Below are 19,266 nucleotides of genomic sequence, written 5' to 3'. Positions count from 1 at the left end.
AACATGATTTTTAAAACCGGAAAGGATTCTTTTTCATCGGAATCGCCGCGACGGTTGAATTCCGTTTGAAATTCGCAATCGACGCCTCCTAAAAACTTCGTTAAAAAGCGAAATTTGAAGGTTGTAAAGATGCGTTTGTGAAAAAAACTTGTTTACCAGAAAACGTTTTGCAACTGCTCAGGGTTAGAATTTGTTATTGATGCGTTCATTCAGTGTAGTTTGTTTTATAGTATCCGCCTTTTTTTTTACGATTACATTTTTGATCCGTGATCCCCTTTTACTGAAAATACGATCCGTTGCTCTTTACTGGATCTTTGGAACTGCCTTTGTAACCTCGTCCCTTTACTGGTTTCGTTTCAGGATGAACCAGGATCGATTTGTCCGCGTCTTTGCTTTCCTTACCTTTCTTTTCGTCTGGGCCGGCGCGATCAACTCGTCTTACCGGGAACTCTTGTTCTACCAGAGAAAAAAAGCGGTGTTATCCGCCGATCCGAAACTACTTAGAAAATATGCGGAACATATCGTAGTCGGCTACAGAAACGAAACGGATCTGGAGAATTTTTTGACGATCCCTTTTGCTGGTTTTTTTCTGACTTCGCATAATATTTCCGGCATGAGCGCGGAAAAACTCAAAGAGAAAATCGAGAATATTCAAAAAATAAGAAGTGATTTAGGTTATCCGGCCGCTCTGATTTCCACCGATCAGGAAGGCGGCCCCGTATCGAGGCTTTCTCCTCCTCTCAAACGTCCGGCCTCCCTTTTGGAATTGTACGAATCCTTTCGAAACGATCCCGATTCTAAAAAGAAAATTCGCAACTCACTATTAGAGAAAGCGAAAGATCTGCGCGACGTAGGAGTGAACTTCAACTTTGGTCCGGTCGCCGATCTGAAAGAGAAACATTCCAATCCTTTGGACTTCTACAGTCAAATTCATAGCAGAGCGATCTCCGAGGATCCTCAGGTCGTTTCCGAACTCGTAAAAATCGATTCCGAAGTGATGATCGAAAACGGAATCCTTCCCACGTTAAAGCACTTTCCGGGAATCGGCACGGTATCGGAAGATACGCATTTTTTCAACGGAGCCGTTACGCGCACAAGGGAAGAAATGAAAAAGAAAGACCTTGTTCCCTTTGTCGAAACGGCGCGGAAATTCGAAATCGTATCCGTCATGCTTTCTCATTCTTTTTGGAAAGAATTGGATTCTCAAAACCCGGTTTCCTTATCCAAACTCGTGGTCGCGGATTATTTTAGAAAAGAAATTTCGGACTCGGCGATCCTGATCACCGACGATCTGAATATGTTTCCGATCTTTTATCGTTCCGGCGGAATCGCACAGGCCGGCCACGATAGTTTAGAAGCGGGAGTGGACCTGCTTCTGATTTCGTACGACGGAGAACAAGTCTACGATATTTTGTATCGGCTTATAAAATCGGATCATAACGATTCTTTCGAAGCGGGTTTAAAACGGAGCGTTCTTAGAATGGAGAAAATGTATAAACTCCTCGGTTCGAAATGAAGTTCGTCTTTGCCGGGCTCTTGATTCTCGTAGGATGTTCTCATTTCTTTCCCGAAAATCCCTATTTCGAAATCGTAACGCATTTTAGAATTCAATTATTCGTATTCTATCTGCTTTGCGCGGTTCTATCTTGGATTCGAAAAAGTGATTCCGTCTTATTTTTGGTTCTCATCCTGATCGCTGAAAGTTTGTATCAACTCACGTTCTTCGCTCAAACCCAAAATCCGGTCGAGACTAAAAACGAAACATATCGGATCCTTGTTTCCAACGTAAATAAACCGAATCGACAATTCAATCGACTCCTCGAGTTGATTCAAAAAGAAGATCCGGACGTAATTGTTCTGATAGAACCGGACAGAGAATGGATGAGGAAATTAAAAAATACGACATTCTCTTACCGGCATTTTCACGAAACGAACAACGATACCGGATACTTTTCCTTTGCAATTTTCAGTAAATATAATATTCAAAACTTTGAAATCATTCCGACAGGAAGAATGAAGATTCCTTTGGCAAGAATGTCGGTATTCTTTCCCTCCGGCGCTTTTCGATTGTATGCGATTCATCCCGTTCCGCCGATTCTTACAAAAAAAGAATTTATGAAAGACCGAGTATTCCAATTGGAAAACATCAATTCCGAGCTGATAAAAGAAGAATCTCCCGCGATGCTCGTTGGAGATTTTAACGCAACTCCTTGGTCTTCCGGATTCAGTTCCCTCATCCGCGGGACAAAATTAAGAACCGCCCGTTCGGATTTCGGTTTGTTCGGAACCTGGCCAACGCCGGAATATTTTCGGACCTTACTTTTACCCGGTCAAAAACCGATCTCCGAAAGTGATATTTTCTATCGTGTTTTCAATTCGAGAATTTTTCGAATTCCGATCGATCACGTTTTGACTACGCAAGAATTTAAAATCAAGGAGTATCGATTGGGAAAACATATCGGATCCGATCACTTTCCCTTGCTCGTCGATTTCGTTTTTTGATCGTGTCGGAATCTCCGAACAGAGAAAGAACGCCGGTACAATATAAAACCCACCGGCAATATTATGATTTCCTAAAGTATTAGAGAGAATCCAATTTCTTTTTGATAAGCCCAAGCAAAGTCTGCACCTGTTCGGGCGTCATCCGGCTTTGAGGTCCCAGCGGAGAATTTTCAATTTCACTGTGATTGTGAGAATAAGCGATTTTCGCATCTTGAAGATCTTTCTCGGTAAGATAAATCGTCTTACTTCCACGAGTCACGGCGAGATAATCGGAGTCGTTTATCTTTTTAGAATGGTTCGCGACATTTTCCAATTCGATCTGACCTTCGCAGTGACAAGTAAAGGTCATGTCTTCGTGAACCGCGGTGAAAAATTTGGTTCCCCTCACTCCCGCCGTACTCGTAGGAGTATGAACGCTGAGCTTGTCTCCTTTTACCAGTTTATTCGCAAGAACCCAGGAACTTCCCCGATCTTGAAAGAATATTTTCTCGTGCGATTCGTCCTTCAGACGAAACTGAGAATCCGATTGAATTTCGATCACGGAAGAATTTTCCCCGAAGACGATGGTCGCAACCGATTTCGGTCCTGTAATCACTGTATCCCCGTTTTGAATTTCCTGAGAAACCGCAGCCTCGATCTTTTGATCCCCGCGTTGAATCGAAACGTTTCCCTTTACGAAGGTGATCGCGCCCTTAGTCGGGTCCGAAGACTTGTTCTTGCAATCAAAGAAGAAAAGGCTAACGCAGACGAAAGCCGAAAAGATCAAAATTTTTTTCATAAGTTCTCCACTATTTCCCGATGGAAGATCGGAATCGATCACAAGGATGAAGGATCGATTTTGAAAATGCAAACGATAATTTCGATCGGGCCGATTCTTTTAATCGGAACTTTTAGCAGGAATCGGAAGACGTTGTGCGGGATCGTAGAAAAAAGTTTCCTCCGCGATTTTCTCCCCTTCCCAGCGTTGATAGGCCAATTCTTCCATGTGCATCGAAGTTCCGTCTTTCCATTCAAAGTGAAAGATCCATCGAATCACGACCTTATCACCGTTCACAAAGACCGGACGAACGCACTGCGAAGAAAGGGCTTTGACCCTCGAAAGAACTTTCCTTTCGTTTGCGACGTGCAATCTACGACCGACCCGCGGCGGAGATTGATTTTCCTGCATCGAAGAATTCTCCGTGTAAAATTCTTCGATCGCTACGTCGTGTTTGTTTTCTTCCACGAGCGCGATAAAACGTTCCAAGGTTTCCGATGTGGGCATACCATTCTTCCTCCAACCCGTAATTTTTTCCAACAAGATCAATTCCTTATCCTTGTTAGACGAGCGTGATCCGTATCGGACCTTCGATTTTAAAAACCGACTCGTTTCAGATTTCGTCTTCACGCCATTCTTTCCAATCTTATAAAAGAAGAATTCAATTTCCAGTTAATTTTATATCAAACCAAACAAGAATCCGGACTTTGCGCGATGCACGAATCGCCGCAATGAAACCCAATCGGTAATTCAGAGATCGAGGTCCGAAGCATCGATCCAAAAAGGCGAGTCGTTTGCAATCATTTCGGCAGAATCCGAATTTCGAAACGAAGAATCGCTCCTAAGAAGGAAACCTAAGTCGCTTATCAAAATCGAAAAGACTATCTTAGATAGTATAAATATATCGCAAAGTGAAGGATATCCTCCATTTCGGCTAACGCAATTTCCGGAAATCTGGACCGGTATTCCTGAAGAAAACTTTCAAAATCGAAATCTTTCGGATCACAATAAGGGCCTGTCCCTCCTCTATAATGTTTGGAACTTTTATAATCTCTAAATTCTTCGCGAAGCTGATCTTTCAGTTTGCGGATGATCTCTACCCGATCCGGATCGAACTTACCCAATCCGTGGTATTTCAGACGTTTTCGAATTTTGCTTTCGATCTTTTTCCTTTCGCCGACGTCGAATTCATAAGCCAAATCGCTAAAGCAGATAAAATCATACGTTTGACCTTGATTCTTTTTATTTTTCATGCGAGAAAGAACCCTTTAAAAGGAATTGCAAAACCAGATCCACACGATCTATAAGAAAGGAAAGATCTTTTCCCCGCAGATTCCCAGATTACGGATTTCAAACTAAACTCCATTAGAATCATTGAATTCTCTTTTTTCATTTCTTGAAAGAGTTTTATCGAAAATGACTTGTAAGCGAAGCTCGAGAACTTCCGAAATATAAATTTTAAAGGAGAATTCGACCGAATGACCGACAACCGGGAAGAATCATCGATAGGCGTTTGGGCCGTAGTTTTTTATTTCCTTTCGAGTCTTTTTACCGCCGGCACGATCGCGGATCACGTCGCGGAAGCGATCGTGGATTGGAGGGAAGTATCTAATTTCGAAGGCGCCTCCGGATTCGCTTACGCTTTCCAGTTGCCCGTTTGGTTCATAATTGCGTTCATTTTGCTTTGGATTCTATTTCTATTCATTCGAAAGCAACCAGTGCTCGTCTATTCGGCCATCCTCACCTATTTCGGAGTTTCGATCCCTTTCATTTTAGTGGTATTAGATTTGCTCGGCGTTATTTCTTAGGATCCCGGTCCTTTCGTTTCGAATTCGGAAATCGAACCCTTCGGAATTTCTAGTATATTATTTTATTATAATATAATTCTAAGCGTGCACTCTCGACTGAGGGTCCGAAAACCAGTCGATCGCCGTTTTGGTCACTTGATTCCATTTCTGAGGATCTTCAAAATGGCTCGGAGAACCTTCGATCACGGTGATTTTCTTTTGCGGGGATTCGATTTTCATAAACGTTGTTTTATTGGAATCGACTCCTTTCGAATTTAAGGCGCCGATGATATTCAAAATGGGGACTTCGCAGAACACTATATTCAACGGCGGGATTTCCCCGATAAAGACGAAACTTTCGATCTGATTCTTCAATCTCAAACCGGCTCTCAAAAATCTATCCGCATAAACCGATAGTCCGACAAATCCGAATTTCATATCCTTTGTCAGTTCGTGACTTTTTAACCATTCAGTAACAGAGATTAGGCGATCGCAGAGGAGTTCCTCGTCCAAGCGATTGATGGAGATTTGACTTTCTTTTTCGGTCAAAAGTCCGTGAAGAAAGAACGTGGCGATTTTTTTTCCGTTGAGCGCGTTGGAAAGTTTACTGAGCCGATCCGCAAAACGGGAATGTTCTTCTTCGAGTATGTGAATCACGAGCAAATCCGCGCCCTCGGGGACGACGATGTCTCCTCTGAGTTCCACTTGATTTACCGGAAAACTCACGGTTTTGCTAAAATGCCTTTTGCCCATTTTGTTTCTTTTTTTGATCGGCTTTCGAATCAATCCAGAAGGCTCGTCAACGCAGCTTCGTTTCTGATGATAATTTTTCTCTTTTCGATCTCGATCCAACCCCTGCATTTAAAATCGGATAAAGCTCTCACCAGAGTTTCGGTGGTGGCGCCGATGATCGAAGCGAGAACGTCTCTCGTAAACGGAAGTTCTATTTCCACTCCTACTTCCTTCATTCTTTCCAAAAGGAACTCGGATAATTTCGCGTGAGTGTGACGGATTCCCATCGAATAGATTTTGTTCTCCGCTTCGACGCATTCTTTCGTCATTTTGTCGAAGGCCATGTCGCTGAACTCGCGGTTTGTATGTAGCAATTCTTGAATTTCGAATTGGGATACGAATTGAACCTCCGTGTCTTCCAGAGCGATCGCGTTGTGAAGATAGGTTCCGCCCATCACCGCGTCCCTGAAACCGACCCAACTTCCAGGATAATGAATTTTGAATGTTTGCTGTTTGTCGTTCGCTTTGGAATGCCGAAAGGAACGAACGTAACCTTTGCGTACGATGTAAAATCCGTTCGAAGAATCTCCTTCCGAAAAAAGAAGCGCGTTCTTTTCAAAACGTTTCGTATTTTGTGAATCGGTCAATTCATACTTCGGAACCAACTCGAGACGTTTTTTTTTGCCTGAGACTTGATTCTCTTCGGAAACACGTTTGGATACTGTCAGTGCGCTCATATTCTTCCTAATCCTTTCCATTCTTGCTGAGAATGTTATATAGGAGTTTGAGGAAGCCGTCAATGACCGAGGGGATATGCGGCGGATTGCGGGGGTTTTCTGCGGATTGAGAGGGTTAAATTCTAAAATTTTCCGAAACTCTAAAAATCGAAAAACGCCTCCAAATCGCCAATTGAAAGAATTTTACGGCGTCTCCGCCGAAATCAAAGAAGTTCCTTGATCTTGGCGATATACTTCCGGCCCACCGGAAGTTGGGTTTCATCTTCGTCCTTGAGATAGACGACGTAGTTCCCCATCGTATCGCTCTGGAGATGCGAAAGTTTTTGAAGATTGATGATGTATTGTTTATAAATCCGGAGAAATTGATTGGAAGGAAGTTTTGCCTCCAGGCTCTTCAGGGATTTGTAAGTGATGTATTCCCTTTCTTCTGTGTGGATCACGCTGAAATTGTCGCGGGACGCGATGTAGATGATGTCGGTATAGGGAATTAAGAAATAATTTTCCTTCTCTAAAATGAATAATCCGTGTTCGTTGAATGCGTTTCCGGAACTTTGACTTTTTTTATTTTGGAGAAACTCGACCGCGCGATCGACCGCTTTGTAAAAACGATCTTTTGAAAACGGTTTTAATAGATAATCCAGCGCGCCCAACTCGAACGCGTCGATCGCTTTGTCTCGAAAGGCGGTGACAAAAATCACGTAAGGAGGATTTTCCAATTTTTCAAGGACTTCCAATCCGGACATTACGGGAAGATTGATGTCCAAAAAGGCCAAGTCGAAGGATTCTTCCTGAAGGAATTGAAACGCCTCCTCTCCGTCTTTCGCTACTTTACAAAGTTTTAATTCAGGTCGAGAGAGACAAAAGTTGACGAGTAATTCTCTTGTGGGCGCTTCGTCTTCGACGATGATCGCTTTCCATTCTTTATTCGGGTTTGCCATTTCAGTTTAATTTTCCCAACTGTTCGTTTTTTGGCGTATCAAAATCAACGGTCACTAACGTTCCGCCGTCCGCGTGATTCTCGATTTTCACTTCGGATTCGTAAAGATAAAATTTCAAACGTTCGGAGATATTGTGCAAGGTCCTTGAATAAAAATTCTCGGTCTTATCGATTCCTTTTCCGTTGTCTCGGATTCGTATCCGAGTACGATTCCCTTCGATCGTCGCCTCGACCGAAATTTTTCCTCCGCCTTTTCGGTTTCGGATTCCGTGTAAGTAAGAATTTTCGACGATCGGCTGCAGAGTGAGAGGCGGAAGTTGACACTTGCTGAAGTCGCCTTTTTTTACCACCTCGATATCCAAAAAGTCGGAGAATCTGAGTTTGAGAAGTTTCATATAATTCTCCATAAACTCCCATTCTACGTCGAAAGGGATGAGCGCTCTTTGCGCGTTGTCTATTAGAAATCTGTAATTATCCGCGAGCATCAAAATAGCGGAGTCCGCAAGTTCCGAATTCGTCTGCAGATAGGAATGAATGATGCTTAACGTGTTGAATAAAAAATGAGGACTCATTCTATCCTGAAGCGTTTTGAGATTATTCTCGGCCAACCTCGCCTTTTCCTCCGTTTCTTTTCTTTCCGTGATATCGTTCCGAATCGCAAGATACTGATGCGGTTTGCCGTTTTCGTCGAGAATAGGAGAAATCGTAGTGTCCACCCAATAGAACTTACCGTCCTTGGATTTATTTTTGATTTCGCCTTTCCATATTTTTCCTTTGGATATCGTCTTCCAAAGTTCTATAAAAAATTCTTTCGGGTGATAACCTGAATTGATGATTCTATGATTTCTTCCCAAGAGTTCGTTCTTGGAATAGCCGCTGATATTGCAGAAATTCTGATTTACGTAGATGATATTACCCAGTTTGTCGGTGATCGCGACGATCGAGACAGCGTTCAGAGCCGTGTGAAAATCGGATAACTCTTTGAGGGAACTTTTCAGATTCTTTTCGACTTCTTTGGTGAGAGTAACGTCGACTCCTACGAACCAGTGTTTCCATCCCGCGATCGGAAACTCGGTGGATATGTTGGACATCGCGATCGTTTTTGTTTTCCCCGCCTTCGATGTGATTTCCCATTCCCAGTTTTTAAAATCGGAATCTACGTTTTGATGATAGAACTCGGAAGAATTTCCGAAATTTTGAAGTCCTAAAAATCGCTCCTTAAAAAAGCGATCTTTGCCGATGACTTCTACTTTCGCATATCCGGTCACGTTTTCGCATTCGTGATTCCACGAAAGAATACGGAACTCTTGGTCCACCGAAAAAAACATAACCGGCATATTTTCAAGAACCTGACCGATTCGATTTTCATGGCTCTGCCCAAACGGGACTTCGACTTTTTCGAAGAGGAGAGATTCTAATTGATAAACGATGTTCTCGATCGACAAAACGGACTTCTCTTCTTCCGGCGTCCTGATTCTGTCGGAATAAAGTATGAGCGCTCCGGAATTCTTTTTTTGAATCGGAATCGGAACCCCAAAAACGGTCTTTACGATCGGATCTTGAGAACGACTAACGTGTTCGTAGCGGATTTCATCGCTCGGATCGTTGCTCCAAACGCTTCTCGATTCCCCGAGTAACCGAAGCAGAAAGCCTTCGGAGGCAGGGACCGAAATCGTTTCGGAATCTTTGACAAAAGACTCTTCGATTTTTTGGTTCGCTCTATATGCGGATTTGAGATAAAAGGATTTGGACGCGTCGTCGATCATCCAGATTTCCGCCCTGGTCCAATCGTTCAAAGAAGCGATTTTCTCCAAGACCTTTGAAAGAGCTATTTCCGCGTGGATTTTACCGGAGATTACTTTTGAAAAGAGATCCAAAATCTGTAATATGATTTGAACCTCTCCTCCCTCTCTATTTATAAATTCAGAATGAGGATCCGAATTATCGACAATCGATCCCATATACGCTTTCTTTTTGATTCATAACTTAAGGGATAAGAATTATTTCAGAGCCGATTTTCTGTAAACTGAATTCCAATTTTTTATCCTTCCATTTTTACTCCAGCGATTTCCCGGTTTTAATTCTCCGCAAAACTCCCTGTAGATTTACCGTTTGGCTTTGATTTTTGACGTTCTCCCCAGAGCCCCCTTGACCTTTTCGAGAAAAATCTTATAAAGAAAGGAAGCAAATACGCTAAAGGAGAATTGTATGAATCAGATCACAAAACATCCGCAACGATCCCAGAGCCTTGCCGGGTTCGATCATTTTTTCCGCAATTGGCCCGAGTGGACCGATTTGTTTCACAACGAATGGGTCACTCACGTTCCCGCGGTAAACGTTAAAAGAAATCCGAACGGATACGAACTGGATTTTGCGGCTCCGGGTCTTGAGAAAAAAGATTTTAACATAGACATCGACGGAGAACTGCTTACGATCAGCGCCGAAAAAGAATCCGAAACCAAAGAAGACGACAAACAATACAGCAAAAGAGAATACAACTATTCCTCCTTCAGTCGTTCCTTTACTTTACCGGATACGGTCGATCGTTCCAAGATCACCGCGAAGTATGAGAACGGGGTTCTTAAATTAGCGCTCCCAAAAAAAGAAGGCGCTCCAAAGGCAAATCCAGTTAAAATCGGAGTTCAGTAAATCCTCGAGCGCCACGTCGTAACGCCCTCAAATTCATTTCGAGGGCGTAGTTTTTTTGTTCCAATCCGCGGATGTAATTCCATCCTGACTACGAGTCTCGAGATTGAGCGCTAACTTTTACTAAATTATAAAATTCTAAATCAACAAATACGATTCATGACCGATCCCTCCTTCGAAAAATATTCGTCAAAGGGCCTGAACTCCGAAGAAGCCTTCAAAAGACTCGAACGTTTCGGCCCGAACGAACTCAGCAGCCAAAAAGAATCCTTTTGGAAATTGATTCTTTCCGTAGTTACGGAACCGATGTTGTCTCTGCTCATCCTCTGCGGAATCTTATACGCCGTTCTCGGAAACCTGGAAGAAGCGGGGATGTTGTCGATCGCGGTCGTCGCCGTCATCTCCATCACGATCTATCAGAATAATAAATCCCAAAACGCGCTCGCTTCCCTGAAAGAACTCGCGCCGCTCAAGGCGAGGGTGATCCGAGACGGAAAGATTTCGATCCTTCCTTCCAGAGAAGTGGTTCCTGACGACGTGATCATTCTCCAGGAAGGAGATCGGATTTCCGCGGACGGTTTTTTGATATTCTCCTTAAACCTAAACGTCGACGAATCCCTTTTAACGGGAGAGTCTGTAAGTATTCCCAAAGAATCTAAAACGGACTCCGAAAAGAATATTCAAAATTCTGCAAATACCAAATCCCTTGTTTTTGCGGGAAGTACAGTCGTCGCCGGAGAAGGAATGTTTCAAGTCACGGCTACCGGAGATTCCACGGAGATCGGAAAGATCGGAAAAGAATTACAGACGATTTCTCAGTCATCGAGTCCGCTGCAAACAGAAATCAAACGGTTTACGATCGCCTTTTCGTTGTTTGCCGGAATTCTTTGCGTGTTTCTCGTTGTCGGTCTCGGATTGCGTCACGGTCGTTGGCTGGAGGCTTTTCTCGCGGGTCTTACTTTTTCAATGGCGGTTTTGCCCGAGGAAATCCCGGTCGTTTTGAGCGTATTCTTTTCCCTGGGCGCCTGGAGAATTTCTAAGATCGGAGTTCTTACGAAAAACCTAAGCGCCATTGAAACGTTAGGCGCCTCTACCGTACTCTGCGTGGACAAAACCGGGACTCTCACCGAAAACAATATGAAAGTACGGGGACTTTATTGCGAAGGGGAATTTCTGGAATGCAATTCCAAACTTTTGGAAATACCCGAAAAATTTCATTCTCTTCTGGAATTCGCTCTGCTCGCATCCAAAAAGGATCCCTACGACCCGATGGAAAAGGCCATTCAAGATTTGGGCGTAACTTTTCTTTCCGGAACGGAACACATCCACTTTGACTGGGAATTAAAAAAAGAATATCCTCTTTCCCCGAAGCTGATGGCTCTGAGTTACGCTTGGCTTTCTCGGGAAAACGAAGATGTTCTTTTCGTCGGCGCGAAAGGCGCGCCGGAAGCGATCTTCGACCTCTGTCATTTTCCTCAAGAATTGTTAAACGAATGGGAGGCGGTCGTCGAAAAATATTCTTCCCGGGGTTTTAGAATTTTGGGGGTCGCAAAGTCGAAGACTAAAACCCGGGGAATCCCGGACGATCAACACGATCTTAGTTTTGATTTTTTGGGGTTAGTTCTTTTGGAAGATCCGATCCGAGAATCCGTTCCGACTTCGGTCTTGGAATGCAAACGTGCGGGAATCAAAGTTGTTATGATCACGGGAGATCACGCCGGAACCGCCAAGTCCATCGCAGATCAGATCGGATTTGATCGTTCGGAAACGGTACTCGGCGGAGACGAGTTGGAAGCCCTTTCCGAAGACGAACTCTTATCGCGACTCGATCACGTTCGTATCTTCTGCAGAATCAGACCGCACCAAAAGTTAAAGATCGTGCGTTGTCTTCAGCGAAAGGGTGAAACGGTTGCGATGACGGGCGACGGGGTCAACGATACTTTGGCCCTACACGCGGCGCATATCGGAATTTCGATGGGGAAAAGAGGAACCGACGTCGCAAGGGAAGCGTCCGACTTAGTCTTGTTAGACGATAACTTCTCCTCTATCGTCAAAGCGGTTATGCTCGGAAGGAGGATCTATGAAAACATCCAAAAGAGCGTTTCGTATATCATCTCGGTGCATATTCCGATCATCGGAATGTCGCTCCTCCCCGTTCTTACCGGGGATCCCCTTTATTTTTTTCCGGCTCACGTATTACTTTTGGAATTGATTATAGATCCTGCATGTACTCTTGTTTTCGAAGGAGTGGACGCTGAAAAACATATCTACGCGTCTCCCCCACGCAAAGGAAAGGAAAGCCTGATCAGCTTTCGCAACGCGTCGGTTAGTTTGTTAAGAGGCGGATTGATTTTTCTCGTTCTAGTCGGGCTTTCTTTCTGGGGAAAACACGAACATTGGTCGTTCGAAAAAATTCGATCCATGGCGTTTCTTTGTCTGATCTCTTCCAATCTGGGGATGATCTTGATTCATATTTCGAAGGATCTGCCTTTTTACAAGGTTCTTTCCGGATCGAACTCGATTCTATTTTGGATCTGCGGTTCTACCGTTCTGATACTAACGTTGATTTTTCAAGTCGATCTGCTGACTCATATTTTCGGATTTATAAGAATTTCTTTCGCAGACATTCTTTCTTCCGTCGCGCTCGGTCTTTTCGTAAGTCTTATATGGGAATCGAAAAAGATCAAAGATAATTCTTGACTCAAAAATAAGTTCCGTCTTCCTAAGTTCTTGAGTCTGCCTAGTCCGGAGTCATCCGGAGCGGAGGAACCAATTTTGGGGCGAATTGCATCTCGGATGCAAAGGATATCTCTCATTCCTAGCCCGTCAGCTAACTTCGCAGGCCTGGAGAGAAGACAGATGGAAATTTCATTTCCGGACTCTTCCCGACTCAACATAGATTTTGGAGACTCGTTTCTCGATCCTCTTCTGCTCCTGGAGTTAGAAAGGAAGAATCGAACTTGTCCTTAAAAACGGATTGTTCGACTAACAACGATTAGTCGTTTCGATTCCGTATGCCCTTCGTTTAAAATAAAACGGAGCGGGACATTTTTGTAGGAATCGGTCCAAGATCCAAACTTGAATATGGATGGAATCGGTATGAAATTAGGCTCTTTTAGAAACGTTTTGGTTTACGTCGGTTTTCTCTTCGTCTTCGGCTTCGGAATCTGCTGGATTTTAGGTCACGGAAGGACGTTGGAAGTCGGAATTGAAAACTCGGGGTTTCACACGGGTTCGTTTTCGTTCGCGGTATGGGGTTCCGATTTGGCGAAAAATCTGAAACACCCGATCGCGCTACTCATCTTGCAGTTGTTAGTGATCCTGATCGTCGCAAGAACTTTCGGTTGGGCGGTGAGTCTTTTCAGACAACCGATGGTGATAGGAGAGATCATCGCAGGGATCGTCTTAGGTCCTTCCTTTTTGGGTTGGGTTCTACCCGAATATTCTTCATTTCTATTTCCGAAGGATTCACTCAAAAGTATCCAGGCTCTCAGTCAGATCGGCCTTTTCCTATTTTTGTTTCTAGTGGGAATGGAACTGGACGTAAAAATTCTGGGTAAAAAGGCGCATGACGCAGTCGTTGCGGTAGTGGGAAAATTTTTCGGAAGTTCCGTCGCGGCGAAGTTAGTCGGTCAAAGCTGGAGATTTTTAGTCAAATTCAGAATCTCAATCCTTCGCTCATTCTTTTGGGAAGATCGCAAACCCTCTTTTCTCATAAGGAAGTCGCCGGTAAAGTTCTCACCATCATCGAAAGTTCCAAAATTCCGGTGGGGATATTGATCGATCGAAAATTTACTAAGTTGAACAAAATTCTATTTTTTGTTTCCGGAGCCGAAGATCAATTTTTGGATTTTTATCAAGAAAATATTTCCAAAATTCCCGAAATAGACGTGACGGTTCTTTGGGCCGGAAGAGTCCTTCCGGAATGGCTGCGAAAAATAAACGAGCACAAAACGTATCCAAACCTGCATATACAAGCGAAAGAACGCTCTTTGATCTACGGAGAAAATTGGAGCGACTACGATCTGGTGATTTTAAGTCTCGGATTTTACGTCGAAATCGAAAATACCAGCCTATTTCAGCAACAACTACCCAGCGTTTTAATTCTTAGAAAATGAAAGAATTGAATCAATAGATCCGTCTTACAAATCGCCAACCGACTTTACATCGTTTGGCGATTTTTCACGACCGTTCCTAAGTTTCGAGTATATTAGAATTTTTTAAAAAACGGCTTCTTATTTCCGTTACTTTGCGATACGATATAGAAGGATCGACTTTAATATTTATGATATTCGACATCGGAACGAGAATGTCTAAACCGTAATTTCCGAATCAATAAAATGTATTTCAGTAATTTTAAATTACTCCTCCCGATCGCTCTGACTTTTCTTTTTTATTCTTCTTGTAAGGATTTTGAAAATCAACCCCTTCCAGTTCAGAACGGCCGTGCGGATCTCTCCGCTTGGAACCCGAACGATGGAATTCTCAACCTAAAAGGAGACTGGGAATTCTGCTGGGACCGATTGATCCCTCCGAACGCCGAGGATACTTTTTGGAAAGAACACTGCGACGGATATCAGGCGGTTCCTTCTTATTGGAAGTTTTATCAGATTCCGGGAAAAAAACTTTCGCCTTTTGGAAAGGCGACCTATCGGATCAAAATCAAACTTCCGAAATCGTTTCAAGGATCCTACGGGCTCAGTTGGACGGAGATTCTTTCCGCGTTCGAAATATTCGTAAATCAAGAATCGGTGGTACGAATCGGACAAGTGGGATCCGACTATGAAAGTACGGTTCCTGCGATCAAACCCGATCGAGTCAAACTGGACCTCAAAAAAGACGAGGTCACGATCGTTGTCTGGATCGCCAATTTCAATCACGAGAATCACGGTTTTTGGCGGCCTTTGTATTTAGGAGAATGGAACCAGATACGAAATTCGCAGGTAAGACATCTTCTCGCGGAGGTCGCGAGTTTTTCATCCATTTGTCTGATCGGACTTTATCATCTTATGATCTTTCTTTTTAGAACCCGATCGAAAGAATATCTTTACTTCGCACTTTTTTGCATCTTGATGTCGATCAGACAACTGAGTGCGGAACACCACAGCATCGTATTATTTTTCCCTAATATAGATTTCGATTTTTATATTCGGCTTATCTACTTCGTGGTCATGTCGATCTGCATTTCCATGTGTATGTTTATCAAATCCCTCTTCCCGGCCGAAGTTTCGCCCAAATTTATCTATCCGACGATCGGAGTATTTTCCATTTTTATCCTCGCTCTTGTTCTTCCCGTAAACGTTTTTACAAGATTTTCGGAGATAGAATTCGCTCTCATCGCGCTTCTTCCGATCGGCCTCATACCTTACATGATCAAAGCGTCCAAAAAGAATCGAGAGGGCGCGCTCGTGATCTTGATCGCTTACATAGTTTTTTCGGCGACTGTCGTCAACGATATCCTATTCACGTTAGGCTATCTTTCAACTGGATATTTCTCCAACATCGGAGTGATTCTTTTTATTCTTCTGCAAGCGAGCGTTCTGGCTAAAAAACTCACTCGCGCGATTCAGAGATCCGAGCAGCTCGCTTTGGAGTTAGAATCTACTCTGAACGAAAATCTGCAAACTCACAGGGAACTTCTGGAGTTGAAAGAATTACAGAATACGAATTTGGAAACTCAAGTTCTGCTGAGAACTCAGGAGCTTGTAAAAGCGAGAAACGAAGCAGAACTCGCAAACAAAGTGAAGTCTCAGTTTCTTGCGACGATGAGTCACGAGATCCGAACGCCCTTGAACGGAATCATCGGCCTGATTGAACAATTCAAGGCGACCCCTCTCGATCAAAATCAGGAACATATTCGAAGCCTTATCCAGAGCAGCGGCGAAACCCTTTTTAAAATCATCAACGATATTTTAGATTATTCTAAATTAGAAGCCGATAAAATAGAACTCGAGATCGGAACGATCTCCTGGAAATTGATTCTCGAAGAAATGCAGGGAATCTTTCGGTATCAAGTCGAACAGAAAGGCCTGGAATTGAACGTAGTCTATTCACCGGACTTTATAGATTCCGCCACGGGCGACGAACACCGGATCAAGCAGATCCTTTCCAATCTTCTTTCAAATGCGATCAAGTTCACCGATTCCGGAAAGATAGAAGTGATCCTCAATTCCCAAACTTCGGAACAAGAACGTCTCATCCGCTACAAAGTTCAAGTCGCGGATACGGGAATTGGAATTCCGAACGAAAAAATCAATCTGCTCTTTCAGAAATTTTTCCAATTGGACTCGAGCATTTCGCGACGATACGGAGGAACGGGACTTGGACTTGCGATTTCGAAAAAATTGGTTGAGCTCATGCAGGGAACGATTCGAGCGTTTCGAAACGACAGAGGCGGCTCCACATTTGAATTTACCATTTTGTTAACCGAAGAAAAAACGGGGGAAATCCCCAAAGCCGTCGAGGAAGTGGATCTCTCGGCGCTTCCTTCCAACGCAAAAATTCTCATCGCGGAAGACGATTACACGAACGTATTTCTTTTATCAGGAATATTAAAAAAATTAAATATATCTCACGAGATCGCGAAAGACGGTTTGGAAGCCGTCGAAAAAACCAAAAAGACGAAATTCGATCTGATCTTTATGGACATCAACATGCCCAATCTCGACGGAATCACCGCTTCGGAATGGATCCTGAACGATCCGAAGATTGAAAAAAAACCGGCCATCATTGCGGTCACCGCGGACGTTTTACAGGAAGATAAGACTAAGTGCAGGAACGCGGGTATGTCGGGATTTTTGGCAAAACCATATTATAGAAAAGACATCGAGCAGCTGATTTACGATTGGTTGATCCTTCCCAAAAGATAAGGCCGCCGTGTCACCTAAGTGACCCGCTTGATCGGCGGCCATCCGCGAATATCGGGTCAGGTTTTTTTCAATCCCGCTTCGAAATCAAGATCGGACCGGAATTCTTTCGAATCAATTTTTGATAATTATTTCGTCGATTGAAGGAAAGGGAAAGGTTCGAATTTATTACTGACAAACGCGAGCATCCGTTTATTTTTTTTGTTTTAGTAAATTTATTTCTAAATTGATAAACGAATTCCGTCGTGACCTCGAAACAAAACCTTAATTCTTTGTTTAATTTCGAATAACGCCCGATACGTTCGCAAACAAGTTAAAAACAATGATCGAAAATATTCCGAATCCTCCGCATTCAACTTCCCTAAAAAAGCTTCTTTTTCCGTTTTTAGGATTGATCCTTCTCGCCTATCTTCCCATTCTACTTGTTCAAAATATTCCGCTCCTTTTAAACTACGACATCCCTTCTAACGACTATCTAGTCTTTCACAATATCGCGGAAGTTTTCAGCATTACAGTTTCCGTTTCTATTTTCGGCTTGGGTTGGCTTACTTACAAACGAACCCGAAACTACCATTCTCTTTTTATCTCGGTTTCCTTTTTAACCGTCGCTCTATTCGATTTTATGCACGCACTCGCCTATTTGGGAATGTCCGATCTGATCACTCCCAACACTCCCAACAAATCCACGCAATTTTGGATCCTTGCGAGAATGGCGACCGCGTCCGGACTTTTATTCAGCGCATTTTTCTATTCGAGAAAACAATCCCTCCGCATCAACAGCTTTTGGCTTTTGTTCCTTTCGCTTTCTCTCGCGTTCACGGCGCTTTACACAGTAAGTTTTCACCAGGAGGCGCTCCCCGAAACCTACGTACAAGGGAAAGGCCTCACTCCACTCAAGATAAATCTTGAGTATTTCATTATATTCTTAAATATCATTTCCTTTGCCATTTATTCTAAATTATACGCGGATTCCAAGGATACGAATATAAAATATCTACTCGCAGGTCTTATTCTTTTTATTTTCTGCGATTTTTCAATGACCGTTTACACTAACGTTTTCGATACGTTCAGCGTGCTCGGACACACTTATAAGATCGTTTCGTTCTATTTGATCTACAAAAGCATCTTTATTACTTCGGTAAACGAGCCTTACGATTCCCTTCTTCTCATCAACAAAAGACTCGAGAACGAGATCGAAGAGCATCAGAATTCCAAAAAGAAACTCATACAATCCCTGAACGAAAAGGGAATCCTGATTCGGGAACTCTACCATAGATCGAATAATACGATGCAGTTGATCCGCAGCATGCTCAATCTTCAAGCGGAGAATTATCTTAGAAACAAGGACATCGACGAACTCGTAAGCAAGACCGAAGAAAGAATCCAAACGATATCGATCGTCCATCAGATTTTATTCGAGTCCAACGATCTTTCCAGTATTTCATTGAGGGAATATATCGATAAACTGATACGATATATTTTAATGCGAAATCAGGAAATTTCAAAGGATTTAAGAATTCAGTGCGAAATCGAGGATCAACAGGTTCTGCTTGACATCGCGATTCCTTTCGGTCTGATTCTTTTGGAGCTGATTTCTAATTCTATAAAACACGCGTTCCCGGATCCTGCCGCGGCGCTCGTTCGGATTCAAATTCATAAACGGGATTCGGGACATACTTTGTTTCAATATTCGGATAACGGAGTCGGGATTTCAAATTCTACGGATCCGAAAAAAATCGATAAGCTCGGGATGAAATTAATCTACGGGATCGGAGAAGGACAACTTCACGGAAAAATTTCCGTTTGCAATCAGCCCAACTTTTCTTTTACGCTCGAATTCAAAAACGACCTCTACTCTCCGCGGGTATGAATGAAACCTGAGATCAAAATTCTTATCGTCGAAGACGAATTTTTAACGGCCCTACTCATGCAAAAAGAATTAAAACGGGTCGGTTATAAGATTACCGAACACGTGTCCACGGGGCAAAGCGCGATCGACAGCGTTAAGAACAATCCTCCGGACGTCATTCTTATGGATATCAATCTAGGAGGCGCGATCGACGGAATTGGAGCCGCGAAACAGATCCGCTCGTCTCAATCGATTCCCGTCATTTTCGTGACCGGTTATACGGATAAAGAAACCAAGGAAAAAGCGCAGAGTATCGATCCCTTAGGTTATCTGATCAAACCCGTAGAAATCAATCAGATCAAAGAAATTATCGAATCTAAACTCTAAGAACCTGCATTTTTGCTTGAAGAGTTCTTCGGTTTATCGCTTCCTATAAACCGAATTGAAAGGATT

17 protein-coding genes and 1 riboswitch are annotated in these 19,266 nt (G+C 43.2%); of the genes, 10 read left to right on the top strand and 7 right to left on the bottom strand.

All coding sequences use genetic code 11. From position 1 onward, the window contains the following. The first annotated feature begins 199 nt into the window (after positions 1–199). Both CH376_RS05670 and CH376_RS05665 read left to right on the top strand, forming a co-directional pair. Positions 200–1,516 (top strand): glycoside hydrolase family 3 N-terminal domain-containing protein, encoded by a 1,317-nt coding sequence (locus CH376_RS05670; protein WP_100786924.1) that lies wholly within the window; start codon positions 200–202, stop codon positions 1,514–1,516. Continuing rightward, a complete protein-coding gene (locus tag CH376_RS05665; RefSeq protein WP_100786923.1) occupies positions 1,513–2,502 on the top strand; it encodes an endonuclease/exonuclease/phosphatase family protein in 990 nt (329 codons plus the stop codon). Before CH376_RS05670 ends, CH376_RS05665 begins: the two co-directional genes overlap by 4 nt. 79 nt (positions 2,503–2,581) lie before the next feature. Here CH376_RS05665 and CH376_RS05660 read toward each other — a convergent pair whose 3' ends face one another. From CH376_RS05660 to CH376_RS05650, 3 genes are all read right to left on the bottom strand, one after another. Beyond that, entirely contained in the window at positions 2,582–3,280 is a 699-nt protein-coding gene (locus CH376_RS05660) for a FecR family protein (protein ID WP_100786962.1), read from the bottom strand. Positions 3,281–3,379: 99 nt separating this feature from the next. Beyond that, the gene (locus CH376_RS05655; RefSeq protein WP_100786961.1) at positions 3,380–3,766 is read right to left on the bottom strand and encodes a nuclear transport factor 2 family protein; all 387 of its coding nucleotides are present in this window, start codon (positions 3,764–3,766) and stop codon (positions 3,380–3,382) included. Positions 3,767–4,140: 374 nt separating this feature from the next. After that, positions 4,141–4,512: a hypothetical protein gene (locus CH376_RS05650; protein ID WP_100786922.1), complete on the bottom strand. Its 372-nt coding sequence runs from the start codon at positions 4,510–4,512 to the stop codon at positions 4,141–4,143. 225 nt (positions 4,513–4,737) lie between these two features. Between CH376_RS05650 and CH376_RS05640 the strand changes: the two genes are divergently transcribed. After that, entirely contained in the window at positions 4,738–5,067 is a 330-nt protein-coding gene (locus CH376_RS05640; protein ID WP_100786920.1) for a hypothetical protein, read from the top strand. A gap of 78 nt (positions 5,068–5,145) precedes the next feature. On the opposite strand, the gene CH376_RS05635 is transcribed toward CH376_RS05640, so the two are convergent. The 4 genes from CH376_RS05635 to CH376_RS05620 all read right to left on the bottom strand — a co-directional run bounded on the left by CH376_RS05635 (position 5,146) and on the right by CH376_RS05620 (position 9,413). Next, positions 5,146–5,799 carry a dienelactone hydrolase gene (locus CH376_RS05635; protein ID WP_125231964.1) on the bottom strand — a complete coding sequence of 218 codons (654 nt, stop codon included), beginning with the start codon at positions 5,797–5,799 and terminating at the stop codon, positions 5,146–5,148. A 29-nt stretch (positions 5,800–5,828) separates the two neighbouring features. Continuing rightward, a complete protein-coding gene (locus tag CH376_RS05630) occupies positions 5,829–6,515 on the bottom strand; it encodes a Crp/Fnr family transcriptional regulator (protein WP_100786918.1) in 687 nt (228 codons plus the stop codon). A gap of 203 nt (positions 6,516–6,718) precedes the next feature. After that, positions 6,719–7,453 carry a LytR/AlgR family response regulator transcription factor gene (locus CH376_RS05625; protein ID WP_100786917.1) on the bottom strand — a complete coding sequence of 245 codons (735 nt, stop codon included), beginning with the start codon at positions 7,451–7,453 and terminating at the stop codon, positions 6,719–6,721. A gap of 1 nt (position 7,454) precedes the next feature. Further along, positions 7,455–9,413, bottom strand: coding sequence for a PAS domain S-box protein (locus tag CH376_RS05620; RefSeq protein WP_100786916.1), 1,959 nt, complete (start codon positions 9,411–9,413; stop codon positions 7,455–7,457). Between the two features lie 247 nt (positions 9,414–9,660). On the opposite strand from CH376_RS05620, the gene CH376_RS05615 reads away from it, so the two are divergent. The 7 genes from CH376_RS05615 (at position 9,661) to CH376_RS05585 (ending at position 19,200) form a co-directional block, all read left to right on the top strand. Then, positions 9,661–10,101 (top strand): Hsp20/alpha crystallin family protein, encoded by a 441-nt coding sequence (locus tag CH376_RS05615; RefSeq protein WP_100786915.1) that lies wholly within the window; start codon positions 9,661–9,663, stop codon positions 10,099–10,101. Positions 10,102–10,257: 156 nt separating this feature from the next. Next, positions 10,258–12,798 (top strand): cation-translocating P-type ATPase, encoded by a 2,541-nt coding sequence (locus CH376_RS05610; RefSeq protein ID WP_100786914.1) that lies wholly within the window; start codon positions 10,258–10,260, stop codon positions 12,796–12,798. Positions 12,799–12,825: 27 nt separating this feature from the next. Then, positions 12,826–12,957, top strand: a riboswitch (cyclic di-AMP (ydaO/yuaA leader). Between the two features lie 240 nt (positions 12,958–13,197). Continuing rightward, complete coding sequence (locus tag CH376_RS05605) at positions 13,198–13,878, top strand: cation:proton antiporter domain-containing protein (protein ID WP_100786960.1); 681 nt, start codon at positions 13,198–13,200, stop codon at positions 13,876–13,878. Further along, positions 13,875–14,216 (top strand): hypothetical protein, encoded by a 342-nt coding sequence (locus tag CH376_RS24545; RefSeq protein WP_100786913.1) that lies wholly within the window; start codon positions 13,875–13,877, stop codon positions 14,214–14,216. Before CH376_RS05605 ends, CH376_RS24545 begins: the two co-directional genes overlap by 4 nt. Positions 14,217–14,438: 222 nt before the next feature. Next, complete coding sequence (locus CH376_RS05595) at positions 14,439–16,967, top strand: ATP-binding protein (protein ID WP_100787940.1); 2,529 nt, start codon at positions 14,439–14,441, stop codon at positions 16,965–16,967. A gap of 319 nt (positions 16,968–17,286) precedes the next feature. Beyond that, a complete protein-coding gene (locus tag CH376_RS05590) occupies positions 17,287–18,834 on the top strand; it encodes an MASE3 domain-containing protein (RefSeq protein WP_100786911.1) in 1,548 nt (515 codons plus the stop codon). Beyond that, positions 18,835–19,200 carry a response regulator gene (locus CH376_RS05585; RefSeq protein ID WP_243394794.1) on the top strand — a complete coding sequence of 122 codons (366 nt, stop codon included), beginning with the start codon at positions 18,835–18,837 and terminating at the stop codon, positions 19,198–19,200. Positions 19,201–19,266: the final 66 nt, after the last annotated feature.

This window comes from Leptospira adleri, assembly GCF_002811985.1.
Classification (GTDB): Bacteria; Spirochaetota; Leptospiria; order Leptospirales; family Leptospiraceae; genus Leptospira; species Leptospira adleri.
Note: the sequence above shows the minus strand (reverse complement) of the source record. Positions and strands in the feature narration are given on the sequence as shown.